Source organism: Nonomuraea sp. B10E15 (genome assembly GCF_039871615.1).
Lineage (GTDB): Bacteria > Actinomycetota > Actinomycetes > Streptosporangiales > Streptosporangiaceae > Nonomuraea.
Window position 1 is genome coordinate 139,453 of record NZ_JBDPMB010000005.1, and the last position, 24,443, is coordinate 163,895.

The following is a 24,443-nucleotide window of genomic DNA, read 5'->3' on the forward strand; positions in this document are numbered from 1 at the left end:
TCCGGCAACTGGCCGTCGAGGGTGTGCAAGTCCCAACGGTTGCGCTCCGACCTGATCCGCAGGGCGTCGGAGTCAGTGGAGGACGCGCCGTCGGCCGGGCCGGATGCGTCGGCCATTTCCATGGAGGCATGATGAGGCCGCGGCACGAGCATGTCGTCGTTGCCTTGGTGGAGGGATGTGGCCACCTCTCTGCTGGTTGGGCCCGGGCACAACGGAACCTCCGCCGTTCGTCGGATAGTCCGAAGAAGGGGCGATGGTGCTGCTCTACGGTTCGGATATGGCGCGACTCACCCTGGATGATCTCTACCGCTTCGCCGTTCCCTCCGATCCCTCCCTGCGTCCCGACGGCGGCGCGGTCGCGTACACGCTGACCACCGTCGACCAGGACGCCGACGAGAACCGCACGGAGATCTGGCTCGCCGCCCCCGGCGCCGCGCCGCGCAGGCTGGCCGGCGGGAGCGCGGCCCGGTGGTCGCCGGACGGGCGGACGCTGGCGTTCCTGCGGCCCGTGGACGGCAGGCCGCAGATCCACCTGCTGCCCATGGACGGCGGCGAGCCGGCCGCGCTCACCACGGCGGCTCTGGGAGCGGGGGCGCCGCGATGGTCGCCGGACGGCACCCGCATCGCGTTCAGCGCCCCGGTGGGGCCCGGCGGGCAGGCCCCCGATCCGGGCGCGCCCGTGGTGACCGACCGGCTGGAGTACAAGGCGGACGGCACGGGGCTGCTGCGCGGGATGAGCGCGCACCTGTTCGTGGTGGACGTGGCAAGCGGGGAGACGACCCAGGTGACCGAGGGCGACTTCTTCGCGGGGGAGCCGTCGTGGAGTCCCGACGGGACGCGGCTGGCGTTCGTCGCGGACATGGAGGCCGACCGCGACCTGGAGGCGGGCGGAGCCGTCCACACCGTGGCGCCCGGCGAGAAGCCGCAGCGGCTGACCGGTCCCGAGCTCGTCTGCACCGGCGTGTGGTGGCCGGGCGAGCGGCTGGTCGTCACCGGCGTGAAGGGCGGCCCGGTCGGGCACGTACGGCTCTTCACGCTCACCCCTGGCGGTGTGCCCGAGGAGGTGGAGACGGGGCTGGACCGCAACGTCATGACCGGCGCCCCCGGCTACCCCGGCGCGGCCCCCGCGCCGCTCACCGATGACGGTGACGACCTGATGTTCTGCGTGCGCGACCGCGGCAGCTCCCACCTCTACCGCGCCACAGGCGAGCGGCTGGTGCCCGAGGAGGCGAGCGTGTCGGGGGCGAGCGTGGCGGCCGGCCGGATCGCGTACGTGGCCGCGACCCCGCACAGCGCCGGCGACGTCTACCTCGGCCGGCCGGGGGAGACCCCGGAGCGGCTCACCGACCACGCGCTCGACGGCGTCGACCTGTTCACGCCGGCCCGCCGCACGTTCACCGCCCCCGACGGCACCCTCGTCGAGGGTTTCGTGCTCCGGGACGAGAACGCCGCCACCCCCGGCCCGCTGCTGCTCGACGTGCACGGCGGCCCGCACAACGCCTGGGCCCCCGTGCTCGACGGCTTCCACCTCTACCACCAGGCCCTCGCGGCCAGGGGCTGGACGGTGCTCGCGCTCAACCCGCGCGCCAGCGACGGTTACGGCGAGGACTTCTACACCGCCGCCGTCGGCGCGTGGGGGCTGGCCGACGCCCAGGACTTCCTCGCCGCCGTCGACGCTCTGATCGAGGAGAACGTCGCCGACCCTGACCGGCTGGCCGTCACCGGCTACAGCTACGGCGGCTACATGACGTGCTGGCTGACGAGCCACAGCGGCCGCTTCAAGGCCGCGATCCCGGGCGGGTGCGTGAGCGACCTGACCAGCCTGGCCGGCACCTCGGACCTCGGCCACGTGATGAAGGTGCACGAATGGGCCGGTGACCTCGCCGCCCAGTCGCCGATCACGTACGTGTCCGAGGTCGGCACGCCCACGCTCCTCCTGCACGGCGAGAGCGACGACCGCTGCCCGGTCGGCCAGTCGGAGCAGTGGTTCGCCGCGCTGCGCGAGCGGCGCGTGCCCGTGCGGCTGGTGCGCTATCCCGGCGCCAGCCACCTGTTCATCCTGAACGGCCGGCCCTCACACCGGTACGACTACAACGAAAGGATCATCACGTGGCTGGAGCAATGGGTCAGCGGCTCCCCGAGCTGATCGCCCAGTACGAGGTGCCCGGCGCGGCGCTGGCGTACCTGCACGAGGGAGAGCTGCACGAGTTCGCCGCGGGCACGCTCAACACCGCCACCGGCGTCGAGGCGACCCCGGACGCGCTCTACCAGATCGGCTCGGTCACCAAGGTGTGGACCGCCACCCTGCTCATGCGGCTGATCGAGCGGGGCCGCCTGACGCTGGACACGGCGGTGGCGGAGGTGCTGCCGGAGTTCAAGGTCGCCGACGCCGAAGTCACCAAGACCGTCACCATCAGGCACCTGCTCTCCCACACCAGCGGCATCGACGGCGACCTGTTCCTCGACACCGGCCGCGGTGACGACTGCGTCGAGAAGTACGTCGAGGCGTGCGCCGACCTGGCCCAGAACCACCCGCTCGGCGTCACCCAGTCCTACTGCAACTCCGGGTTCGTCATCGCGGGCCGCGTCGTGGAGCGGCTGACCGGCGACCGCTGGGACGACGCGCTCAGGAAGGAGATCGTCGAGCCGCTCGGCCTCACCCACACCTGGACCCTGCCCGAGGACGTGCTGCGCTTCCGCGCCGCGATGGGCCACGTGGACGGCGGGGCGCCGGCTCCGGCGTGGGGGCTCATGCGCTCGGCCGGTCCGGCCGGGCTGATCTGCGCCCGCCCCGCCGACGTGGTCGCCTTCGCCCAGGCCCACCTGCGCACGGCCGGGGAGGGCGGGCTGCTCGACGACCCGCGGGCCATGTGGGAGCCGCAGATCGACATCCCCAACCCGCACACCCTCGGCAAGCAATGGGGCATCGGCTGGATCCTGGACGAGTGGGACGGGCAACGCGTCATCTCCCACGGCGGCAACACCATCGGCCAGCACGCCATGCTCTGGGCCGTGCCCGGCACCGGCACCATCGCGTGCGTCACCGCCAACGGCGGCCACTCGGGCCCCTTCGCCCGCGCCGTGGCCGCGGAGCTGTTCGCCGAGCTCGACGGCCTCACCGTGCCCCGGCAGCCGGAGCCGCCCGAGCAGGACGCGGACGTGGACGTGGGCGGGGACGCCTCCCGCCACACCGGCGTCTACGAGCGGGTGGGCGCCCGCATCACGGTGTCGTCGCGCGGCGGAAGGCCCTGGCTGCGGTACGAGGCCACGGGAGCGCTGGCCGCCCTGCAGAAGGAGCCGGAGGAGTGCGAGCTGGTGCCCGTGGACGACGTCACGTTCGTCTGCCGGATGGCCGGCTCGCCCGACTGGACGTCCGTCGTGTTCTACGAGCTGCCCGACGGCTCCCCGTACGTGCACATGGGCGCCCGCGCCACCCCGAAGACCGGCTGAGGGGCGGCATGGACCTGCGGGACGGGCCGGGCGAGGCGGCCCGCGCGCGCGGCGTGCCCGGGTGAACTCCGTTTTCGTGGATTATCGTGATCGGATGAGGAATCGTCCGCGTGCCAGTCTCGGGCGCATCCTCCAGGATCTCGGCACCACGCTGCTCGACGTCGCCGCGTCACCCGGTGACCTCGACACCGAGGTCACCGGCGTGCACGTCTACGACCCGCTCGACGAGCTGATCGTCCCGCCCGGCGGGATCCTGCTGGCCGTCGGCGTCCAGCGCGCGGACGACATCTGCGCCCTGATCGAGCGGGCCGGGCAGGCCGCCGGCGTCGTCGTCAAGCTGCCCGTCGACGTGGACGAGCGGGTGCGGGCCGTGGTGCTGGAGACCGGCGTGGCCGTGCTCGGGCTCACCAGGGCGGCCTCCTGGTCGCAGGTGGCCGCGCTGCTGCGCTCGCTGCTGGCCGAGGGCGACCTGGCCGAGCCGGGGGAGGGACCGCCGGACGACCTGTTCTCCCTGGCCAACGCCGTCTGCGCGCTGCTGGACGCGCCCGTCACGATCGAGGACAGGTCGTCGCGGGTGCTCGCCTACTCCGGCCGCCAGGAGGAGGCCGACCAGGGCCGCGTCGAGACCGTGCTCGGCCGCCAGGTCCCCGACCGCTACCTGCGCATGCTCGACGAACGCGGCTTCTTCAAGCAGCTCTACCAGAGCCGCGAGCCCGTCTACATGGAGCTCGACGACGAGAACGTCATCAACCGGGTCGCCGTCGCGGTCCGCACCGGCGACGAGATCCTCGGGTCCATCTGGGTGGCCGTGCACGAGCCGCTCAGCGAGCAGCGGCAGCGCGCGCTCGCCGACGCCGCCAAGATCGTGGCGCTGCAGCTGCTGCGCGAGCGGGCCGGGGCCGACACCCGGCGGCGGCTCCGCGCCGACCTGCTGTCCACCGTGCTGGCCGGCGGCACCGACGCGGCCGAGGCGGCCGAACGGCTCGGCATCGCCACCACCCGCCTGTGCGTGCTGGCCGCCCAGCTGACCGGCGACTCCGCCGCCGACCCGGCACGCGGCGAGAGCGACCGGCAGCGCTTCTGCGACGCGCTCGCGCTGCACGTCGGCGCCATCCATCCCAAGGCCGCCGCCGCGCTCGTCGGCTCCGTCGCGTACGCGGTGCTGCCCCTGCAGCCGGGCGGGTCCGACAGCAGCGGGGAGGAGGCCCGGGCCGTACGCGTGGCCGAGAGCTTCCTGGCCAGGGTCGGGCCCCGGCACGCCGCCAACATCGGCGCGGGCCGCCTGGCGCCCAACCTGGCGCACGTCGCCAGGTCGCGCGCGGACGCCGACCGCGCGCTGCGCGTGCTGCGCGCCCGCGGCGTCACCGGCCAGGTCGCCGGATACACCTCCGTGCACTTCGAAGCGCTGCTCCTCCAGGTCGCCGACGTGGCCGCCGCGGAGGAGCAGACGCCCACCGGCCCCTACCAGCGGCTGCTCGACCACGACGCGGAGCACGGCACCGAGCTGACCGCCACGCTGCGGGCGTACCTGGACGCGTTCGGCGACGTCAACGCCGCCTGCGCCCGGGTCCACGTGCACGCCAACACCTTCCGCTACCGGCTCAAGCGTCTCGTCGAGATCAGCGGCCTCGACCTGTCGGACCCCGACGCCCGGCTCACGGTGATGTTGCAGATGCGGATCTTCGGCCGCTAGCACGAGGCCGCCCGGCTTTTTCGTCACCCGGCACGAAGCACCGGGCCCGGCGAGGGACGAAGGTGGTGCACACCCCCCACGCCCGACGGGAGTCCCCATGAGAAGACCGGCAGCTGCGGCTCTCACCTCGCTCGCCCTGCTCGCGGCCGCCTGCGGAGGAACCGGCGGTGCCAGTGACGGTGCCGGTGCCGGTGACGGTGCCGGTGACGGCGCCGGTGCCGGCGCGCCGGTCAGGGACGGCACGTTCACCTACGCCATCTCGGCCGACCCCGGCGGCCTCGACCCCGCCATGGGCGTGCTCTCCATCACGAACACCACGCTCTCGCTCGCGTACGACACGCTCGTCACCGCCTCCGACGACGGCAAGATCGTGCCCAGGCTGGCCGAGAAGTGGGAGGTCGAGCCCGACAGCGCCACGTTCACCCTGCGCAAGGGCGTCACCTGCTCCGACGGCTCCCCGCTGACCGCCTCCGACGTCGCCGACAGCGTCAACCACATCACCGACCCCGCCACGAAGTCGCCCATCTACGGCGTGCTGGTGCCCACCGGGATGAAGGCCGCCGCGGACGACGCGGCGGGCACGGTGACGTTGTCCATGCCGGAGCCGTTCAGCTTCATCCTGGAGAGCGCCCGGTCGCTGTTCATCGTGTGCGGCAAGGGCGTCAAGGACCGCTCGCTGCTGGCCCGCGGGACCTCCGGCTCCGGCCCGTACCGGCTGACCGAGGCGGTGCCCAGCGACCACTACACGTTCAAGGTGCGCAGGGAGTACGCCTGGGGCCCGGGTGGCGCGACGGCCGCCGACCTGCCCGAGACCGTCGTGCTCAAGGTCGTGCCGAACGAGCAGACCGCCGCCAACCTGCTCGTCTCGGGCACCATCAACGGCGCGACCGTCTACGGCCCCGACCGGGCCCGCCTGGAGGCCACACCGGGCGTGGTCAAGAAGGTCGTCCCCTTCACCAACGGCCAGTACTTCTACCACCAGGGCGACGACAGGCCCGCGCACGACCCGGACGTGCGCAGGGCGCTCACCCAGGCCGTCAACCTCAAGGAGCTGGCCGGCATCGCCTCCAGCGGCACCGGCAGGCCGGCCACGGGGCTCGTCATGGAGCCGCGTCCCTGCAAGGGCGACTCGGTCACCGGGCACGTCCCCGCCCACGACGCCGCGGCCGCCGCGGCCGCCCTGGACGCGGCCGGCTGGAAGGCGGGGCCCGACGGGGTCCGGGTCAAGGACGGCAAGCGGCTGACGCTGCGGGTGATGTACGCCACCACGCGCGGGGCCGGGGTGCAGGCCGCGGTCGAGTATCTGGGCCAGGCCTGGCGCAAGGCGGGCGCCGAGGTGAAGCTGAACGGCATCATCGACGCCAAGCTGTCGGAGTCGCTCAACGCCACGCAGGACTGGGACGTCGTCTGGCTCCCGATCGGGGTCACCCTGCCCTCCCAGCTCATCGGCTTCCTGTCCGGCCCGGCCGCGCCCAAGGGGGCCAACTTCGCCCACCTGGACAACAAGCGCTACGAGTCGCTCATCGCCGAGGCCGGGCAGCTGCCGTCGGCCGAGGGCTGCGGCCAATGGCTCGAGGCGGAGTCCGCCCTGTTCGAGGCCGCCGACCTGGTGCCGGTGGTGGAGAACACGGTGCTGCACGCGGCCAAGGGGGCGACGTACGACATGCAGGCGGGAGAGTTCGTGCCCACCTCGATCAGGCTCACCCAGGGAGGCTGAGTGCGCGACACCAGCGGTCTCGAGACGCCCGGGACCGTCACCGACCCGCCGCTCTCCCCGCCCGGCCCTCCTCCGGGCCGCGCACCCGAGGCGGCCGGGAAAGGGGCCGGGCGGCGCAGGGCTCGGGTCGCGGTGCGGCGGGCGGTGCGGTTCGCCGTGTCGCTGGCCGTGCTGCTGGCCGCCTCCTTCGCGATGATCCACCTCATCCCCGGCGATCCCGTGCGCACGGCGCTCGGGCCGACGGCGCCGGTGGAGCTGGTGGAGGCGCGCAGGGCGGCGCTCGGCCTCGACCGCCCGCTCCCGGAGCAGTTCGTGACCTACGCGACCAACGTCCTGTCAGGAAATTTCGGGACTTCGTTCATCACCAGCGAGCCCGTCGGCGAGGTCATCGCCGCCCGGCTCCCCAACACCCTCGCCCTCGCCCTCCTCGCCACCCTCCTCGCCCTGCTTGCGGGCGTCCCGCTCGGCATGTGGGCGGCCGTCCGCACCCAGAACGGCCGCAACCGCGGCTCCGAGCTGACCTTCGGCTCCGTCACCGGCACCGCCGTGGCCGTCCCCGAGTTCCTGTACGCGATCGGCCTCGTGTCCGCCTTCGCCATCGGCCTCGGCTGGTTCCCGCCCGCCGGCAAGGCCGGGCCGATCACGTACGTGCTGCCCGTCCTCGCCCTCGCGGCCGGACCCGTCGCCATGATCGCCCGCATCGCCCGCGTGGAGACCCTGCGCGAGCTGGGCAAGGACTACGTGCGCCTGGCCAGGGCCAAGCGCCTGCCCGCGCGCCGGCTGCACCTGCGGCACGTGCTGCCCAACACGCTCACCGCGACCCTGACCGTGTGCGGGCTGCTGCTGACCTCGCTCATCGCCGGGAGCGTGCTCGTCGAGTACGTCTTCGCCTGGCCAGGGCTGGGGCTGAAGATCGTCGAGTCGATCACGCAGAAGGACTACCCGGTCGCCCAGGGCGTGATCCTCGTCTACGGCGCGATCGTGCTGGTCGTGAACCTGGCCGTCGACCTCCTGCTCGGCGCCCTCGACCCCACCTCTGAGATCAGGGAGCAGTCCTGATGTCCGTCCGATGGAGCGGCCCCGCCGTGGCCGGAGCCGTGATCGTCGCGCTCATGGCGGCGCTCGCCGTCGCCGGCCCGATCATCTGGGGCGAGGCCGCCGAGCGCATCGACGCCGGCGCCATCCTCCAGGGCGCCTCGGCCGAGCACCCGCTCGGCACCGACAACCTCGGCCGCGACCTGCTGGCCAGGGTGCTGGTCGCGGGCCGGTTCTCGCTGGCGCTGGCGCTGGCCGCCACCCTCATCGGCGCCGTCGCCGGCATCCTGCTCGGCACGCTCCCGTCCGTGCTGCCCAGACGCGCGGCCCGGCTGGCCACCGGCACGGTCAACGCGCTGGTGGCCTTTCCCGGGTTGTTGCTGGCCATGTTCACCGCGGTCGTCGCCGGCCTCGGCGCGCGCGGCGCGGTGCTCGGCATCGGCGCCGCCATCGCGCCGGGCTTCGCCCGGCTCACCCAGACGCTGGCCGCCACGGTCGCCGGCGCCGACTACGTCTCCGCCGCCCGCATGCTCGGCGTGCCCCGCCGCCGCATCCTCTCCCGGCACGTGCTGCCCAACATCGCCGAGCCGCTCATCCTCAACCTCACCCAGGCGCTCGGCGGCGCCCTGCTCGGCCTGGCCGGCATGTCGTTCCTGGGGCTCGGCGTGCAACCACCCTCGTTCGACTGGGGCCGGCTGCTGTTCGACGGGTTCTCGCGGATCTACGTGACGCCCGAGGTCGCGCTCGGCCCCGCCGCCGCCGTCGCGCTCGCCGGCATCGGCTTCAACCTGCTGGGGGACGCCCTGGCCAGGGCCGCCGCGCGCACGACCGTGCGCAGGGCCGAGGAGCCGCCGGCGCCGCCGCCCGAGCCGGGAGAGCCGGACCCCGGCGCCGTGCTGGACGTGCGGGACCTGACCGTCACCTTTCCCGGAGGCGCGACACCCGTGCGGGGCCTGTCGCTGACCGTCGCGCCAGGAGAGGTCGTCGGGCTCGTGGGCGAGTCCGGCAGCGGCAAGAGCCTGACCGCCGCCGCCGTCGGCGGGCTCGTCCCCTACCCGGGGAAGGTCACCCACAGCCGGCTGCACCTGGGCGGCAAGGACGTCGCCACGCTGTCGGACAAGGAGCTCGGCACCTCGCTCGCGATGGTCTTCCAGGACCCGCTCGCCGCGCTCAACCCCGCGCTCAGGGTCGGCGGCCAGCTCGCCGAGGTCGCCGTCGTGCACGAGGGCGCGAGCCGGGCCGAGGCCCGCCGCCGCGCCGTCGACCGGCTCGGCCAGGTGCACCTGCCCGAGCCGGAACGGCGCGCCGCCCAGCACCCGCACGAGCTGTCGGGCGGCATGCGGCAGCGCGCCGTGATCGCCATGGGTCTGATGGGCACGCCCCGCCTGATCATCGCCGACGAGCCCACGACCGCGCTCGACGTGACCGTGCAGCGGCAGATCCTGCGGCTGCTGCGCGAGGTCGTGGAGGAGACCGGCGCGGCCACGCTGTTCATCTCGCACGACATCGCCGTCGTGGGCCAGCTGTGCGACCGCGTCGTCGTCATGTACGCCGGCCGCGTCGTCGAGGAACTGCCCGCCGACCGGCTCGTCGAGGGGGCCGCCCACCCCTACACCAGGGCGCTGATCGCCTCCCTGCCCGACCTGGACACCGACAGGAGCAAGCCGCTGGCCGGCATCCCCGGCACGCAGCCCGCGCCCGACCAGGTCGGTCCCGGCTGCGCCTTCGCCCCCCGCTGCTCCCTGGCCACCGGGCGGTGCGCCACGCAGCGCCCGGAACTCGTCGCGCACGGTCCCCGCCGGCGGGTCGCGTGCTGGGAGGTCTCATGATCATCAAGAACCTGACCGTGCGCTTCGGCGGCTTCACCGCCGTCGACGACGTCACGCTGGAGATCCCCGACGGCCGTGTCGTCGGGCTCGTCGGCGAGTCGGGATCCGGCAAGTCGTCGCTGGCCAGGGCCGTCTGCGGGCTCGTGCCGTACACGGGGAGCATCGAGGGCGCCCGCCGCGTGCAGATGGTGTTCCAGGACCCGTACGCGTCGCTGAACCCCCGCATGACCGTCGGCGACACGGTCGCGGAGGGCATCAGGGGCCGCGACCGCGACAGCGAGGTGAAGCGGCTGCTCGACCTCGTGCGGCTGCCCGCGGAGGTGGCCGGCCGCTATCCCCGCGAGCTGTCCGGCGGGCAGCGGCAGCGCGTCGCGATCGCCCGCGCCCTCGGCGGCGACCCCGGCCTGCTCGTCGCCGACGAGATCACCAGCTCGCTCGACGTGTCGGTGCAGGGCGCGGTGCTCAACCTCGTCCGCGGGCTCCGCGACGAGCTGGGCCTGCCGATGTTGTTCATCTCGCACAACCTGGCCGTGGTCAGGTACGTCGCCGACGTGGTCGCCGTCATGCACCAGGGCCGGCTGGTCGAGGCGGGCCCCGCCGAGCAGGTCGTCGGCGAGCCCGCGCACGACTACACGCGCGCCCTCCTGGCCGCGGTGCCCCGCCTCAGAGGGTGATCCACTCCGTGGCCGTGGTCACCTCGTCGAGCACGGCCGGGATCGGCTCGACGCCGAGACCCGGCCCGGCCGGCACCTCGAGATGCCCGTCCGCCAGCTCGAACGGTTCGGTGATGTCGGTCGCGTAGTAGCGGCGCGACCCCGAGGTGTCGCCCGGCAGGGTGAACCCGGGCAGCGCCGCCAGCGCCACGTTCGCCGCCCGGCCGAGCCCGGTCTCCAGCATGCCGCCGCACCACACCGCCACGCCGCTGGCCCGGCAGAGGTCGTGGATGCGCCGCGCCTCCAGGTAGCCGCCGATCCGGCCCGGCTTGACGTTGATGATCGAGCACGAGCCGAGCGCGATCGCCGCCGCGGCGTGCTCGGCCGACTCGATCGACTCGTCCAGGCAGATCGGCGTCGCGAGCTGCCCGGCCAGCCTGGCGTGCTGCACCAGGTCGTCGTTGGCCAGCGGCTGCTCGATCAGCAGCAGGTCGAACGCGTCGAGCCGGGCCAGCCGCCGGGCGTCGGTCAGGGAGTAGGCGGCGTTCGCGTCGACCTGGAGCAGCACGTCGTCGCCGAACCGCTCGCGCACCGCCCTGACCGGCTCGACGTCCCAGCCGGGCTCGATCTTCAGCTTGATGCGGACGTACCCCTCGTCCAGGTAGCCCGCCACCGCGTCGAGGAGCTGCGGGATCGAGTCCATGATGCCGACCGACACCCCGCACGGCACCCGGGTGCGCGACGCGCCGAGGAACCGGCCGAACGACTCGCCCGCCGCCCTCAGCTGCGCGTCCAGCACGGCCGTCTCCACCGCGGCCTTGGCCATGCGGTGACCCTTGACCGGCTCCAGGGCGCGGGCCACGCCCTGCGCGTCGACGTTCTGCGGCAACGCGGGCAGGAGGAAACGGCGGATCACCTCGGCCGCGCCGTCGACGTACTCGGAGGAATAGAGCGGCTGCGACATCGCCACGCACTCGCCCCAGCCCTCGGCGTCCGGCGTCACGACCCTGACCAGCAGGACGTCGCGGGACGTCTCGGTGCCGAACGAGGTGCGGAACGGCGCCACCAGCGGCATCGCGATCCGGCGCAGCTCAACTCCAGTGATCTTCACGCGTGCTCCACTACGTAGTAGGACTTGCCGCAGAACCCCGTGACCGCCCGGCCCTCCGCCATCAGGCCACCCAGCACCTCGCGCACGGCGAGGCGCCACGCCTTGGCCGTTCCCGGGTCGCTGCCGCGCAACCCCTCGATGTCGGCGGGAACGGCGACCAGCACGGCGCCCGCCCCCGCCTGCCCCCGCGCCTGCCCCGGCACCGGCCGGCCGCCGTCGTCGGCCAGCGCGACCACCGCGCCCTCCGGCGCCGCGCTCTCGCCGGGCTCGCGCCGGGCCAGCGCCTCCACGTGCGGCGCGGTCAGCGGCCACACCGCGAGCAGCCGGTCGGACTCGTCGCCCTGGTTGATCGCGTCGCCCATGACGCCGTAGAAGCGCGGAAGGTACTCCTGGGGCCGCGCGCCCAGCTTCGCCAGGTTGAAGTGGGCGTTGCGGCGCACGAGCGGATCGTAGGTCCAGGTGATGCGCTCGATCCCGCGCCCCAGGGCCCAGCGGCGCTGGTGCAGCTTCAGCTCGAACCCGGCGCCGCGCCGCGTCGTGCCGGTGACGTGCGAGTGCAGCGCCCCTCCCGCGGCGAGGAACCCGACCGAGCCGCCCACCAGCCGGTCGCCCTCGAAGGCGCCGGCGACGTAGCCGCCCGCGTGCGACAGCGCCCGCATCAGCTCCATCGTGATGGGCGGGTCGCCGGGCCCGAAGTGCCAGATGTCCTCGAACAGGTCGTTGACCCGCTCGAACTCCGCCATCTCGTGGAGCTCCCTGACCTCGATCAACCTGCCGCTCCTCCTCGTGGACGCGTTCACTGGCGACGGTATGCCATGGTGCGCCCGCCGGGATTCGTGCCCGGCCACCAAGAGAACGGCGGTCCTTCGTCGAGCTGCCCTAGCGGGCGCGCGCGAGCCCGCCTGTATCGTCGTACTCAAACTCGCCCGCACCTCGCGCCCGACCGGACGGGCCGCCGGGGACCCGGCCCTCACGTCGTCACGGTCTAGAGTTTCCCGGGTGGAAGAGGAGTTCACGCGGGTGCTCGGCGGCGCCGACGCCGTCATGGAGCCGCTCACGCACAACCCGAAGAACGGTGTCACCGGCGGCATCTGGCGGGTCCGCAGGGGCTCGCGCTCGGCCGTCCTCAAGCTGCTGACCCGGCGGAAGGACGCCCCGGACGGGTGGCGGCACTCCGACGACCCGCGCCACTGGAACTACTGGCGCAGGGAGGCCGACGTCTACGCCGGCGGCCTGCCGCAGCTGTGGGCGGGCGCCGGTCTGCGCGCTCCGAGGCTGCTCGACCTGGTCGAGCGGGACGACGGCGACCTCGCGCTGTGGATCGAGGACGTGTCCGGCGCGCCCGGCACCTCCTGGGGCGTCGACCGCCACGCCCGCCTCGGGCTCCGGCTCGGCCTGGCGCAGGGGGCGGCGGGGGAGGTGGAGCGGCCCTGGCTGAGCCGGTCGTTCCTGCGCGACTACACCGCGACGCACCGGGTGCCGTACGCACTGCTCGACGACGACGCGGCCTGGCGGCACCCCCTGGTCGCGGAGAACTTCCCGCCGGGCCTGCGCGCCGAGCTGGTACGCCTGCACCGCGACCGCGAGCAGTTCCTGTCGATCATGGAGGCGCTGCCGAGGACGCTGTGCCACCTCGACCTGTGGCCCAGCAACGTCATCGACGGCGACGGCGAGACCGTGCTGCTCGACTGGGCGTTCACCGGCGACGGCGCGCTCGGGGAGGACGTCGGCAACCACATCCCCGACAGCGTCTTCGACCTGTTCCTCCCCGCCGCCCTGCTGCCCGAGCTCGACGCGGCCGTCTACGGGTCCTACCTGCGGGGGCTGCGCGAGTCCGGCTGGCGCGGCGACGAGCGCCTGGTACGGCTGGCGGTCTGCGCGTCGGCGGTCAAGTACGACTTCCTGGCCCCGCTGATGCTGGCGCGGGCGGGGGAGGAGCAACTCGACTACGGCGGGAGCAGGCCGGTGGTCGCCGCCCGCCGCTACCGCGAACGCGGCGCGGCCCTGATGTACCTGGCGGGCTGGGCGGACGAGGCCCGCCGGCTGTCCGAGCACCTGTGACCGGCGCGACCGCCTCACCGGACCGTGTGCGAGGTGCGGGCGGTCTCACCGGTCCAGAACGGTCAGGGAGTGCGGGCTCGTGCCCAGCGCCAGCGGCCCGCCGTCCGTGCAGGCCACCACGTCCGCCACCCGTGCCCCGAACAGGTCGGGCACGTAGATGGCCGGCTCCAGGCAGAACGTCATCCCCGCCGCCAGCACGGCGTCCTCGCCCGGCCGCGGCCCCTCGTCGTGCCCGAGCCCGATGCCCCGCCCGGCGTGCGCCGCCGCGAACCGCCCGTACCCGCTGCCGTCGATCACCTCGCCGACCGCCCTGGACACCGCGGCCACCGGGACACCGGGACGCATCACCGACAGGCCCGCCCGGTGCGCGGCGGCCACCACCGAGTACATCGCCTCGAAGTCCTCCGGCGGCTCCGCCACCGCGAACACCCTGGCGACCTCCGCGCAGTAGCCGTCCCACCGCCCGCACACCGAGACCAGCAGCGCGTCGCCCGGGTTGATCACCCGCTCACCGGGCGCGTGCGCGGGCCGCGCGGTGTGCTCGCCCGCCGCCACCCGCAGCGACAGCACCTCCTCGCAGCCCGACTCCACCAGCAGCGACCGCAGCCGGCGGGCCATCGCCCGCTCACCCGCCCCGAACCAGGCCAGCTCCCGCGCCTGCCCCAGCACCTCCTCCGCGGCCGCCACCGCGCGCGCGACGGCCTCGATCTCGTACGGCTCCTTACGCAGCCGCAGCGGCGCCAGCACGGCGGAGGCGGGCACCAGTTCGGCCTCGACGGCGAGCCCGAACAGCTCGCGCACCCGCATCTCCGGGTCCACGCCGACCCGCCGCGCCCCCTCCGGCACCAGCCGGGCGGGCTCGGCGGTCTCGGCGACGGCGTCGCGGGTCACCACCAGGTACGGCCCCTCCCCGCCGCCGAGGAACCGGAAGTCCGGTGACGGCCGCAACACCAGGGCATCCACCCCGGCGCCGGCCATGGCCTCCCGCACGGCCACCATCCGCCCGCTCATCCGCCCGCTCATCAGCTGGGCCTCCTCCACCTCCGCCCTGACCGCCGACCCGCCGCCCGGCGCGGCGTCCTGCGCGGCGTCCTGCGGGGAGCGCGGTGGGGGCGTCACCGCGGCGGCTCGTGCAGCCAGCAGGCCACCGGCCCGAAGTCCGGCTCCTTGCCGCGGCACACGTCCATCACGTGCGGGCAGCGCGGATGGAACCGGCACCCCTGCGGCGGGTTCGCCGGATCGGGCACGTCGCCGGGCAGCTCCGCGGGCAGCACGCCCCTCCCGTCCGGCTGCGGGATGGCCTGCAGCAGCGCCTTCGTGTACGGGTGCCGCGGCTCCGCCCACACCTCCGCCGTGTCGCCCACCTCGACGATCCTGCCCAGGTACATGACGGCGATCCGGTCGGCGATCAGCCGCACCACGGACAGGTCGTGGCTGATGAACAGCAGTCCCGCGCCCGCGTCCACGGCCAGGTCCCGCATCAGCCTGGCCACCTGCGACTGGGCGGAGGCGTCCAGGGCGGAGATGGGCTCGTCGCCGATCAGCAGCCGCGGCCGTGCGGCCAGCGCCCTGGCGATGGCGATGCGCTGCCGCTGCCCGCCCGAGAACTCGTGCGGGTGCCGGCCCGCGAACTCGCGCGGCAGACCGACCCGTTCGAGCAGGTCGGCGGGTGAGGTGACGGTGTCCCGCGCGGTGCGCAGCCCGTCGGCGACCTGGTCGCCGACCCGGCGGCGCGGGTTCAGCGACGCGTACGGGTCCTGGAACACCATCTGGATCCCGGTGAGCCGCCTGCGCCGCAGCCCGAGCGGGGTGACCGGCTGCCCGTCGAACGTGATCGAGCCGGCGGTGACCGGGTTGAGCCCGCAGACGGCGCGGGCCAGCGTCGACTTGCCGCACCCCGACTCGCCGACCAGCCCGACGACCTCGCCGGCGCCGACGGTCAGGCTCGCCCCCGCCACGGCGCGGACCGCGGGACGGCCGGGGGAGCGGTGCTCGACGACCAGGTCGTCCACGCTCAGCAGGCTCATCGTTCACCCTCCGGGACGGGGCCGGAGCCGGGTTGTTCGCCGGGTTCGGCTGTGCCCGCGCCGGGCAGGGAGCCGAGCAGCGCGCGGGTGTAGGCGTGGGCCGGTTCCCGCAGCACCCGCCCGCGCGGCCCCGACTCCACGACCAGGCCGTCCTTCATCACGCTCACCTCGTCCGCCACCGCCGACATCACCCCCAGATCGTGCGTGACCAGCAGCACGGCCAGCCCCAGCTCGTCGCAGAGCCCGCGCAGCAGCCGCAGCACCCCCGCCTGCACGGTCACGTCCAGCGCCGTCGTCGGCTCGTCGGCGATCAGCACCTTCGGCGAGCAGGCCAGCGCGACGGCGATCGCTATGCGCTGCCGCATCCCGCCGGAGAACTGGTGCGGGAACCGCCCGTACGCCTCCGCGGGCCCGGGGATGCGCACCTTGCCGAGCAGCTCCACCGCCCGCTCCTTCGCCTCGGCCCTGCCCAGGCGAAGGTGGTGCCGCATGTGCTCGGTGAGCTGCCTGCCGACGGTCAGCATCGGGTGCAGGCTGGTCGCCGGGTCCTGGAAGACCATGGCGACCTCGCCGCCGCGCACCCGGTTCAGCTCCTTGGCCGGCAGCGCCAGCAGGTCGCGCTCACCGAGCCGGATCGTGCCCGACGCCCGGGCGCCGTGCGGCAGCAGCCCCAGCACGGCCAGCCCGGTCATGGTCTTGCCCGACCCGCTCTCCCCGGCCAGGCCGTGCACCCGGCCCGCGGCCAGTTTCAGGTCGACGCCGCGCAGGATCTCCTTGCCGCCGATCGACACCTTCAGCCCGCTGATGTCCAACGTCACAGGTCCTCCTCCGTCGGACCTGCGACAGGTCGCCGTGCTGATTTGTTCCCTCGCTCCGCTCGGTCACGGTCCTCCTCCGTCGGACCTGCGACAGGTCGCCGTGCTGGGTGGTTCCCTCGCTCCGCTCGGTCACGGTCCTCCTCCGTCGGAGCTGCGACAGGTCGCCGTGCTGGGTGGTTCCCTCGCTCCGCTCGGTCACGGTCCTCCTCCGTCGGAGCTGCGGCCAGGTCGCCGTGCGGGCTCGTTCGCTCGCTCAAAGGGCACGCTCCTTGATCGCGCGGGCGGTCCGGGGATCGAGCGCGTCCCGCAGCGTGTCACCCAGGAAGTTGAACGCCAGCACCACGGTCAAGATCGCCAGGCCCGGGAACGTCGCCACCCACCAGCTGTCGAACACCTCCACGCCCGAGGCCACCATCGCCCCCCACTCGGGGGACGGCGGCTTGGCGCCCAGGCCGAGGAACGACAGCCCCGACAGCAGCAGCAGGGCGGTGCCGATGTCGAGCGTGGCCAGCACCAGGACGGGACCCGTCACGTTCGGCAGGACGTCCACCCGCAGGGACCGCCACACCGAGAAGCCCAGCAGCCGCCCGCTCAGCACGAACTCCCGCTCCCGGACCCCCAGCACCAGCCCGCGCGTCACCCGGGCGTAGGCGGGCCAGGCCACGACCAGCACGGCCAGCACCGCGTTGCCGAGGCTCGCGCCCAGGGCGGCGGCCACCACCATGGCCAGGATCACGGTCGGGAACGCGAACACCAGGTCCGCCACCCGCATGATCGTCTCATCCACCCACCTGCCGAAATATCCGGCACACGCCCCGAGCAGCCCGCCGATCAGCACCGACAGCGCCACCAGCAGCAACGTCAGCGGTATCGACACCCGCGCCCCGTGCAGGACCCGGCTCAGGATGTCGCGCCCGAGTTGGTCGGTGCCGAACCAGTGGCCGGGTCCTGGAGCGGCCAGCCGCGGCAGGTCCTGGGCCAGCGGATCGTGCGGCGCCAGCACGGGCGCGGCCAGCGCGATCACGATCCAGGCCACGGCCAGTACGGCGCCGACCACGGCCAGCGGCTGCCGCCACGCCTCGGGGAGCCGCCTGAGCAGGCCCCGGCGGGCCAGGGGGTCCCGTGTCACTGGAGCCTCACTCGGGGGTCGATGACGCCGTACAGGACGTCCACGATCAGGTTGATGACCAGGTAGACGACGCCCACCACCAGGCCGACGCCCATGACGGCGGGCAGGTCGAGCGTGGTGGCGCTCTTGTACGCGTACTGCCCGATGCCGGGCCAGGCGAAGATCGCCTCGACGAGCACAGTGCCGGACAGCAGGCTGCCGAAGGCCAGGCCCGCCACGGTGATGATGGGCACCAGCGCCGAGCGCAGGACGTACCGGAAGAGGATCGTCCGCCCCGGCAGGCCCTTGGCGCGGGCGGCGCGCACGTAGTCCTGCCCGAGCACCTCCAGCACCGCCGAGCGGGTGAAGCGGGTGAGCAGGCCGATCGTGTACAGGGCCAGCACGAGGGCGGGCGTGACCAGGTGGCCGGCGGCCGAGGAGAAGATGTCCCAGCGGCCGGCCAGCAGCGCGTCCACCGTCTGCAGCCCCGTCACGGGCGGGGCCGAGCCGAGGGCCGCGTCCACCCGGCCGCTGCCCGGGGTGAGCTGCAGCCGGTAGAAGAACACGTAGAACGCCACCAGCGCCAGCCAGAACGTCGGGACGGAGATGCCGACCAGGCTCAGCACCCGCAGCGCGTGGTCGGGCAGCCGGTCCCTGCGCAGGGCGGCGATCACGCCGAACGCCACGCCCAGCACCAGGGAGACCAGGATGGCGGCGCCGGCCAGCTCCAGCGTGGCGGGCACGTACTCGGCGAGGTCCTGGGCGACCGGGCGGTGGCTCTGCTGGCTGGTGCCCAGGTCGCCCTGCACCAGTCCCCGCAGGTGGATCAGGTACTGCTGCCACAGCGGCTTGTCCAGGCCGTGCTCCGCCCGCCACTGCGCGACGATGGCCGGGTCGCCGAGCGCCCGCTGGCCGAGGTTCGCGGCCACGGGGTCGCCGGGCACCAGGTTGGTCAGCACGAACGTCACCAGCGTGATCCCCCAGGCCATGAGCACGGCCAGGAGGAGGCGCCGGATCAGGAAGCGGGCCAGCGGATGCGCGGTCCGCCGCGGTCGCGGGGCGGGCGGACCCTCCTTGTCGGGCACCTGCCTGATCCCTTACTTCACGCCGAGGTCGGCGACGTCGACCGTCCACACGGGGTGGTAGTCCAGGCCCGTCACCGACCCGGCCGTCACGATGTTCTGGCTCGGCTGGATCAGCGGGACGAACGGCCCGGACGCGTTGAGCTTGGTCTGCACGTCGGCGAAGGCCTCCTCGCGGGCGCCGTCGCCGATCGCCGCGGCCGCCTTCTCCCCGGCCTCCTCGATCTCCTTGGCCGCCCCAGGCTTCCAGCCGGCCCGCAGCCCCACCGTCTTGCCCGGCAGGAACGCCAGGTAGTCGCTGGGGTCGGGGTAGTCAGGCCCCCAGTACCACAGGCCCATCTCCTCCTTGCCGTTGCGGTAGTTGTCCAGCGCCGTGCTGACCGGCGCGGGCTGGAGGTCCACCGTGATGCCGACCTCCTTGAGGTTGGCCTGGATGCGTTCGGCCAGCGGCTGGAAGGACAGGCCGTTCACGGTCAGCTCGGTCGGGTACTCCAGCTTCACGGTCGGGTTCGACAGCCCGCCGGCGGCCAGCGCCGCCTTGGCGCCGGCGACGTCCCGCTCGGCGCCCTGGTCGGCGGGCAGCGCGCCGAGCAGCTGCGACGGGATGACCCCCGGCGCCTGCGTCGAGCCCTCGCCGGCCAGCTCCAGCAGCCCCGCGTAGTCGACGCCCTTGCGCACCGCCTCGACGAACTTGGGGTTCGTGGTGGTCCTGCTGATCGCGGAGTCCTGGTTGGCCAGCAGGAAGATGACGTTGGCCGAGGCGGTCTTCTTCACCTGCAGGGTCGAGGGCATGCCGGTGACCTGGTCGCCCGACAGGTTCAGCGCGATCTGGCTGTCGCCGCGCTGCACGTTCAGCTTCTGGGTGGCGGCCTCGACGTTGCGGATGACGACCTTGTCGTAGGCGGGCTTGGCGCCGTAGTACTTCGGGTTCGAGGTGAGCACGACCTGGCTGCTGACGTTGAAGGACTCGATCCGGTACGGGCCCGAGCCGGCCGAGTTGGCGTTCAGGTACTGCTCGGCCTTGTCCTGGGCGTCGGCGGTCGCGCCGTGCTGCTTGGCGACCTTGCTGTTGATGATGCCGAGCGCCGGGTTCGGCAGGATGTACGGCAGCGCCGGGTTGGGCGCCTTCGACGTCAGCGTGATCGTGGAGTCGCCGGTCCTGGCCACCTCGACCCCGTCGAGCAGGAACGACGGCGTACCCTTCATGTCACGCACCCGCGTCAGCGAGAAGACCACGTCGTCGGCCGTCACCGGCGAGCCGTCGGCGAAGGTGGCGCCCTGCCTGAGCTCCAGCGTCAGCTTCCTGCCGTCCTCGGCCAGCTCGTACGACTCGGCGAGGGCGGGCACCGGCTTGGTTACGTCGGCGCCGTCGAACGTGAGGAGGGTCTCGTAGACCGCCTTGCCGACGATGAGCCCGGTCGGCTCGTACGTGCGGCCGGGGTCGGCCGTCTTGAGGTCGAAGGACGTGTCGATGACGAGGGTCTTGCCGCCGCCGCCGGAGGCGGGGGTCCGGGACGTGCCGCCGCTTCCGCAGGCGGCGAGGGCGAGTGCACCGGCGAGCAGCACAGCCGCCGTCTGCGAGCGGGTCGCCATGTAGGTCCTCCATGATGGGACGTTCAGCAGGGGATGCGGAGGATTGTCCGGCAGAACGTCCAGGCGCCGTGCGCCCAGCGAGACGTATATAAAGGTCGGTGAGGTAATGATGAGTGAAATTTCTAGAAATGGCGGCGGCGACGGCGGTCAGTCTGGACGGATCGGCATCGGTCTCGAACTGGACGACGTCCACCTGAAGATCCTCGAGGTCCTGCGCGAGAACGGCAGGATCTCGGTCGCGGCGCTGGCCGAGCGGGTGGGCATCTCCCGGGCCAACGCCTACACTCGCTTCGAGGCGCTGCGCGCCGACGGCGCGATCAAGCGGTTCACGGCCGAGATCGACCACGTGCGGGCCGGGCTCGGCATCACCGCGCTGATCTTCGTGACCGTGCGCCAGCAGATGTGGAAGCAGTTCAGGGCCGAGCTGGCCAGGATGCCGCAGGTGGAATACTGCGCGATCACCACCGGCCAGCACGACGCGATGATCCAGGTACGCGTGTCCGACGTGGCCGAGGTGCACACCATGGTGACCGACCGGCTGGCGAACATCCCGGCGGTGAAGGCGACCGAGACCGTGTTCATCCTCGACGAGGTGCTCAGGCGGCCGTACGTGCTGCCCAGCGACCGGGCCAGGCCGGCGCGGCGGCCCGCCCAGGAGACGCAGGGCGAGGTGCCGCTCGGCAAGATGCGCTTCGTCGGCGCCGCCGAGGGCCGCGCCACCCTCCACAAGGAGGGCTGAGCGGCCGGCTGCCCACATGACGAGGGCTGATCAGGACGCCACGGCTGCCCGCGTGACGAGGGCCGGTCAGGACACCTCGGCGCACACGCTGACGTGCACGGTGTCGTCCCCCTCGAACGAGAACTCCTCCACCAGGCGAAGCCGCCCGTCGTCCCCGGCCTCGACGCGGCTGCTGCTGTGCCCGCCCGCCGTGCCCCCGGCCTTCAGCGCGTGTGCGTAACTGATCGACACCAGGTCGCCGTCCCGCGTGCCGACGAAGCGCCCGTGGGTCACGGTGTCGCCGGAGTAGTGGCCCCACACCACCCCGTCCGCCTCCCAGTACTGGAACTCCGTCGGGCTGTCCAGGTCGACCTCGCTCGCCGTCGAGCTCACCATCACGAATTTGCGGCCGTTGAGATTCACGCCCCCATGCTCCCTGCAAGTCCCGAAATATCAGCCTCTCGTTGGACATATGGCGAGGAAGGCCCCTCAATGATCGGCAATCCGTCCAGCCGGCACCGGCACGGCGGCCCGTACGGCGAGTACTTCGGCTGAACCCTCACGAGCGCGGAACCCGCCCGGGACTTTACCGATCACCGCCTGCCGCCATCGTCGCCCTATGTGATAGTAATGTCGCACTGCGTAGTCGACAGGGTTCGGGAGATCCTCATGGTGGCGTACACACTCTCCATCCTGGCGGCGGTGGGCGCCGTGGCGCTCACCGCGCTGGTGTTCAGGCGGGTCAGGGCGGCGGGTGAGGACCGCGATCCCAGCGGCCCCTCCGCCGCCCACGCGGGGGCGATGTTGTCGGCCATGTTCCTGCTGGTGTTCGCCATCGCCATCATCGTGCCGTGGACCACGGCCGACGCCGCCAGGCTCAACACCCACGCCGAGAGCCAGGCCGCGGTCGACGCCTACTGGGCCGCCGGCGAGCTGCCGGGCACGGGGCCCCAGGACGTGCGCAGGGCTCTGCACGACTACGTCACGTTCGTGGTCAGGGACGAGTGGCCGCTCATGGCCGAGGGCGTGATGGACCCGGTCGGCGGCGCCAGGATGGACCAGCTGCGCGGCGCGGTCCACGCCCTCGAGGTGGCGGGCGACGAGGAGTCCGACGCCAAGGCGGCCGTGCTCGACCACATCAGGGGCATCGCCGCCGCGCGCGCCCAGCGCACCGCCGACGCCGCCGCGACACCGCCCGACGGGCTGCTGATCCTGACCATCCTCACCGGGGCGCTCGTCGTCGTCTTCCCGTTCCTGGCCGGGGCCAGGCCGCGCGGCCTGGCCATCCTGCCGCTGCTGGCGACCGCGGGGCTGCTCGGCTTCGGCACCTATCTCACGTGGGACATCGCGCACGTCTTCGCGGGGCCGCTGGCCGTCGGGCCCGAGGCGTTCGCGGGTGCCCTGCAGGAGTTCAGCCGGATCGCCGGGGGGTTGTGACCGTGGCCTTCAGGCGCGTTCCGCTGCTGCTCGCCGCCGCCCTGCTCGTGGCCGGCGTCACCGGCGCCGACGCGAACGGTGCGGCGGCCGACCGGGCGCCGTGGCCGGGCCCGGCGCCGCGGGTGACCGTACGCGCCCCCGTGCCCCCGAAGGGCGTCACCGCCGGGCCGGGCCGCGTGACCGTGCCCAGGGTTTCGGCCCGGCGACGGCCCGTCCCGAAAGTCTCGATCTCCGTGCCGCCCCGCCAGCGGCGGGCCACACCCCAGGTGGCGCTGCCACGGGTGACGGTCTACCGCGACGGGTTGTGCACGGGCGGGGTGCGGGTGGGGGAGTGTCCGCGCCGGCGGGTGCGCGTGGCCCCCCTGCCCGTGCCCCAGGCGGGGCCGGTGCGCGTTCCCGCGCTCACCCCGACCCCTTCGCCCAGCCTCACGCCCTCCGTGTCGGGGTGGGCCGGCGCGCGGCGTCCCCTCCCGCCGGCGGGCCGCCGAGACAACCCCCTGGGCGGCGTCCTGCTCACCGTCGTGCTGGTGACCGCCATCACCTCGACGACGGCCGTGGCGTTCCGCTCCCGCCGGTGATCAACCCGCCAGCGACGTGGCGCGGGTCTCCAGCGTGGCGCGCAGGTCGGCCGCCTCCTCGGCCGCCTTCGCCCGGTCGGCGCCCGCATTGAGGCCGTACGCCTTGAGCGCTTGGTCCAGCAGGGCCGTGGCGGTGCCGCCGGCCAGCAGGTCGCGGGCGAGGGCCGCGTGCTCCCGCTCGTAGAGCTTCTTGAAACCGGCGTCCTTGAGGAACCTCTCCTTCAGCGCGTGGCCGCCGCGCGGCCCGGTGGCACGCCGGGCGCCGGGCTGCTGACCGGCGGTCGGGCGGCCCTGCTGTCCCGCCTGCTCACCCTGCCCGGGCAGGCCTGTGCGGGCGCCTCGGTCGCCGGGACTCCTCCTGCCGACGGCGTCGTCGGGACCGGCTGTGGCATCCCCTCTCAGCGCGAGGTTCAGGTCCCAACTGATCACCCTGAACTTCTTCGTGCCCAGGTCGTACCAGAGGTAGTAGTTGTGGCCGGGGCCCGCCATGTCGTCGTGGTTCAGCAGGATGTTCTGCAGGGCCGCGTAGCGGGCGAACGACACGACGTCCAGCCGCTCGGCCAGCCCCGACGCGAACTCCTCGTCCGAGGCCTGCTCCACCCACCTGATCAGGTCGATGACCGGTTGCAGGTCGCGCTGGCCCACCAGGTTGACCTGCTTGAAGTCGTCGACGTACGCCGTCTGGTCCTCGCCCTTGTACGTGAAGCTCCCGGAGGCGAGCGACTTGTAGAGCACGCCGTCGCCGAGCCGCTCGGCGTACCCCTCGTCCAGATACTCGACCAGGAGGCGCGGAGCGGACGCGCGGCCGTTCACGGAGAAGGACGTATAGGCCGACCGCTGGGAGGGCTCGCCCGCCGCGCCGACCAGGGCGATGGCCACGGCCTCGTGCAGCAGGGCCGACGAACCCAAGGACGGGCGCACCGCGACCTGGGAATGGCCCTGGTAACGGCGTCCTTCGACGAACTCGTCGAAGCTGATCAGCCAGGGCAGGTTCTCCGGCTCCTCGGCCTTCAGCGCCGCGCCGCGCCCGCGGCCTTGCCGCTGCCCGCCTGCCGGCGGCTGGAAGCCGGCGGGAGGCTCGGCTCCGTCAGGCGGGCGGAGCCCCTCCGGCGGGTTCCCGCGGCCGGACGTGTCGCGCGGCCGGGTCTCCCCCTTCCACGTCAGCGCGTGCAGGGTCGAGTTGCCCTTGAGCCGGATGCCCACGCTCGGGATCGTGGTCCCGTCGATGGTCAGGTCGGCCTCGACGTACTTCTTGTCGCCGTCCTTGAAGTACTCCGCCAGCATGTCCTGGTAGCCCTCGTCCCGGAACGTGAGCGCCACCTCGTGCGGCGTGGCGGCGTCGAACAGCTCCTTGGACCCGGCGAGGTCCCGGACGACGACGCCGGCCGAGGCGGTCCGCACGCTGGTGACGTACGGGCGGACGGTGCCGCTGCCGAAGACCCCGTAGCAGGCGGCCAGGAACGCCACGCACGCCGCCACGAGCTTCCAGTGGTGCCGGAGCCTGACGGGGATGCGGTGTCTGAGGCGGGCCAC

Annotated in this window: 21 protein-coding genes; 11 read left to right on the forward strand and 10 right to left on the reverse strand. The window is 73.4% G+C overall.

Translation table 11 applies throughout. The features are described from left to right. Positions 1 to 277: 277 nt before the first annotated feature. From ABGB14_RS18485 to ABGB14_RS18515, 7 genes are all read left to right on the forward strand, one after another. The gene (locus ABGB14_RS18485) at positions 278 to 2,146 is read left to right on the forward strand and encodes a S9 family peptidase (RefSeq protein WP_347644908.1); all 1,869 of its coding nucleotides are present in this window, start codon (positions 278 to 280) and stop codon (positions 2,144 to 2,146) included. Then, on the forward strand, positions 2,110 to 3,450 hold the full coding sequence (locus ABGB14_RS18490; RefSeq protein ID WP_347644909.1) for a serine hydrolase domain-containing protein: 1,341 nt from the start codon (positions 2,110 to 2,112) through the stop codon (positions 3,448 to 3,450). The genes ABGB14_RS18485 and ABGB14_RS18490 overlap by 37 nt, the downstream gene beginning before the upstream one ends. A gap of 94 nt (positions 3,451 to 3,544) precedes the next feature. Beyond that, positions 3,545 to 5,143 carry a helix-turn-helix domain-containing protein gene (locus tag ABGB14_RS18495; protein WP_347644910.1) on the forward strand — a complete coding sequence of 533 codons (1,599 nt, stop codon included), beginning with the start codon at positions 3,545 to 3,547 and terminating at the stop codon, positions 5,141 to 5,143. A gap of 97 nt (positions 5,144 to 5,240) precedes the next feature. Next, on the forward strand, positions 5,241 to 6,860 hold the full coding sequence (locus ABGB14_RS18500; protein ID WP_347644911.1) for an ABC transporter substrate-binding protein: 1,620 nt from the start codon (positions 5,241 to 5,243) through the stop codon (positions 6,858 to 6,860). Next, entirely contained in the window at positions 6,861 to 7,919 is a 1,059-nt protein-coding gene (locus ABGB14_RS18505; protein ID WP_347644912.1) for an ABC transporter permease, read from the forward strand. It abuts the gene before it with no gap. Continuing rightward, complete coding sequence (locus tag ABGB14_RS18510) at positions 7,919 to 9,724, forward strand: dipeptide/oligopeptide/nickel ABC transporter permease/ATP-binding protein (protein WP_347644913.1); 1,806 nt, start codon at positions 7,919 to 7,921, stop codon at positions 9,722 to 9,724. Before ABGB14_RS18505 ends, ABGB14_RS18510 begins: the two co-directional genes overlap by 1 nt. Then, entirely contained in the window at positions 9,721 to 10,398 is a 678-nt protein-coding gene (locus tag ABGB14_RS18515; RefSeq protein ID WP_347644914.1) for an ATP-binding cassette domain-containing protein, read from the forward strand. The genes ABGB14_RS18510 and ABGB14_RS18515 overlap by 4 nt, the downstream gene beginning before the upstream one ends. Here the strand turns inward: ABGB14_RS18515 and menC are convergent. Together menC and ABGB14_RS18525 are read right to left on the reverse strand one after the other, a co-directional pair. Then, positions 10,388 to 11,488: an o-succinylbenzoate synthase gene (menC, locus tag ABGB14_RS18520; protein ID WP_347644915.1), complete on the reverse strand. Its 1,101-nt coding sequence runs from the start codon at positions 11,486 to 11,488 to the stop codon at positions 10,388 to 10,390. The two genes, ABGB14_RS18515 and menC, sit on opposite strands and share 11 nt — an antisense overlap. Further along, positions 11,485 to 12,258, reverse strand: coding sequence for a GNAT family N-acetyltransferase (locus tag ABGB14_RS18525; protein WP_347644916.1), 774 nt, complete (start codon positions 12,256 to 12,258; stop codon positions 11,485 to 11,487). Before ABGB14_RS18525 ends, menC begins: the two co-directional genes overlap by 4 nt. A 229-nt stretch (positions 12,259 to 12,487) precedes the next feature. Here ABGB14_RS18525 and ABGB14_RS18530 point away from each other — a divergent pair, with 229 nt between their 5' ends. Next, positions 12,488 to 13,549: a hypothetical protein gene (locus ABGB14_RS18530; RefSeq protein ID WP_347644917.1), complete on the forward strand. Its 1,062-nt coding sequence runs from the start codon at positions 12,488 to 12,490 to the stop codon at positions 13,547 to 13,549. 45 nt (positions 13,550 to 13,594) lie between these two features. Here the strand turns inward: ABGB14_RS18530 and ABGB14_RS18535 are convergent, their stop codons facing one another. The 6 genes from ABGB14_RS18535 to ABGB14_RS18560 form a co-directional block, all read right to left on the reverse strand. Continuing rightward, on the reverse strand, positions 13,595 to 14,668 hold the full coding sequence (locus ABGB14_RS18535; protein ID WP_347644918.1) for a M24 family metallopeptidase: 1,074 nt from the start codon (positions 14,666 to 14,668) through the stop codon (positions 13,595 to 13,597). Next, positions 14,665 to 15,576: an ABC transporter ATP-binding protein gene (locus ABGB14_RS18540; protein WP_347644919.1), complete on the reverse strand. Its 912-nt coding sequence runs from the start codon at positions 15,574 to 15,576 to the stop codon at positions 14,665 to 14,667. Before ABGB14_RS18540 ends, ABGB14_RS18535 begins: the two co-directional genes overlap by 4 nt. Beyond that, positions 15,573 to 16,394, reverse strand: coding sequence for an ABC transporter ATP-binding protein (locus tag ABGB14_RS18545; RefSeq protein ID WP_347644920.1), 822 nt, complete (start codon positions 16,392 to 16,394; stop codon positions 15,573 to 15,575). Before ABGB14_RS18545 ends, ABGB14_RS18540 begins: the two co-directional genes overlap by 4 nt. Positions 16,395 to 16,647: 253 nt before the next feature. Next, a complete protein-coding gene (locus ABGB14_RS18550; RefSeq protein ID WP_347619285.1) occupies positions 16,648 to 17,523 on the reverse strand; it encodes an ABC transporter permease in 876 nt (291 codons plus the stop codon). Beyond that, positions 17,520 to 18,587 carry an ABC transporter permease gene (locus ABGB14_RS18555; protein ID WP_347644921.1) on the reverse strand — a complete coding sequence of 356 codons (1,068 nt, stop codon included), beginning with the start codon at positions 18,585 to 18,587 and terminating at the stop codon, positions 17,520 to 17,522. Before ABGB14_RS18555 ends, ABGB14_RS18550 begins: the two co-directional genes overlap by 4 nt. Positions 18,588 to 18,599: 12 nt before the next feature. After that, positions 18,600 to 20,177 (reverse strand): ABC transporter substrate-binding protein, encoded by a 1,578-nt coding sequence (locus ABGB14_RS18560; protein WP_347644922.1) that lies wholly within the window; start codon positions 20,175 to 20,177, stop codon positions 18,600 to 18,602. A 109-nt stretch (positions 20,178 to 20,286) separates the two neighbouring features. Between ABGB14_RS18560 and ABGB14_RS18565 the strand changes: the two genes are divergently transcribed. Beyond that, positions 20,287 to 20,916, forward strand: a complete 630-nt coding sequence (locus ABGB14_RS18565) for an Lrp/AsnC family transcriptional regulator (protein WP_347644923.1) — start codon at positions 20,287 to 20,289, stop codon at positions 20,914 to 20,916. 66 nt (positions 20,917 to 20,982) lie between these two features. On the opposite strand, the gene ABGB14_RS18570 is transcribed toward ABGB14_RS18565, so the two are convergent. Further along, positions 20,983 to 21,318 carry a hypothetical protein gene (locus tag ABGB14_RS18570; protein WP_347644924.1) on the reverse strand — a complete coding sequence of 112 codons (336 nt, stop codon included), beginning with the start codon at positions 21,316 to 21,318 and terminating at the stop codon, positions 20,983 to 20,985. A gap of 246 nt (positions 21,319 to 21,564) precedes the next feature. Between ABGB14_RS18570 and ABGB14_RS18575 the strand changes: the two genes are divergently transcribed. Both ABGB14_RS18575 and ABGB14_RS18580 read left to right on the forward strand, forming a co-directional pair. After that, the gene (locus ABGB14_RS18575; protein ID WP_347644925.1) at positions 21,565 to 22,332 is read left to right on the forward strand and encodes a hypothetical protein; all 768 of its coding nucleotides are present in this window, start codon (positions 21,565 to 21,567) and stop codon (positions 22,330 to 22,332) included. 2 nt (positions 22,333 to 22,334) lie between these two features. Next, positions 22,335 to 22,910: a hypothetical protein gene (locus ABGB14_RS18580; protein ID WP_347644926.1), complete on the forward strand. Its 576-nt coding sequence runs from the start codon at positions 22,335 to 22,337 to the stop codon at positions 22,908 to 22,910. On the opposite strand, the gene ABGB14_RS18585 is transcribed toward ABGB14_RS18580, so the two are convergent. Continuing rightward, positions 22,911 to 24,443, reverse strand: coding sequence for a CotH kinase family protein (locus ABGB14_RS18585; protein ID WP_347644927.1), 1,533 nt, complete (start codon positions 24,441 to 24,443; stop codon positions 22,911 to 22,913).

Bases quoted from the DNA above. Each gene is read 5' to 3' on its own strand.
- ABGB14_RS18485 (WP_347644908.1), top strand. From the start codon at position 278: ATGGCGCGACTCACCCTGGATGATCTCTACCGCTTCGCCGTTCCCTCC.
- ABGB14_RS18495 (WP_347644910.1), top strand. From the start codon at position 3,545: ATGAGGAATCGTCCGCGTGCCAGTCTCGGGCGCATCCTCCAGGATCTC.
- ABGB14_RS18500 (WP_347644911.1), top strand. From the start codon at position 5,241: ATGAGAAGACCGGCAGCTGCGGCTCTCACCTCGCTCGCCCTGCTCGCG.
- ABGB14_RS18510 (WP_347644913.1), top strand. From the start codon at position 7,919: ATGTCCGTCCGATGGAGCGGCCCCGCCGTGGCCGGAGCCGTGATCGTC.
- ABGB14_RS18515 (WP_347644914.1), top strand. From the start codon at position 9,721: ATGATCATCAAGAACCTGACCGTGCGCTTCGGCGGCTTCACCGCCGTC.
- ABGB14_RS18540 (WP_347644919.1), bottom strand. From the start codon at position 15,576: ATGAGCCTGCTGAGCGTGGACGACCTGGTCGTCGAGCACCGCTCCCCC.
- ABGB14_RS18560 (WP_347644922.1), bottom strand. From the start codon at position 20,177: ATGGCGACCCGCTCGCAGACGGCGGCTGTGCTGCTCGCCGGTGCACTC.
- ABGB14_RS18565 (WP_347644923.1), top strand. From the start codon at position 20,287: ATGAGTGAAATTTCTAGAAATGGCGGCGGCGACGGCGGTCAGTCTGGA.
- ABGB14_RS18575 (WP_347644925.1), top strand. From the start codon at position 21,565: ATGGTGGCGTACACACTCTCCATCCTGGCGGCGGTGGGCGCCGTGGCG.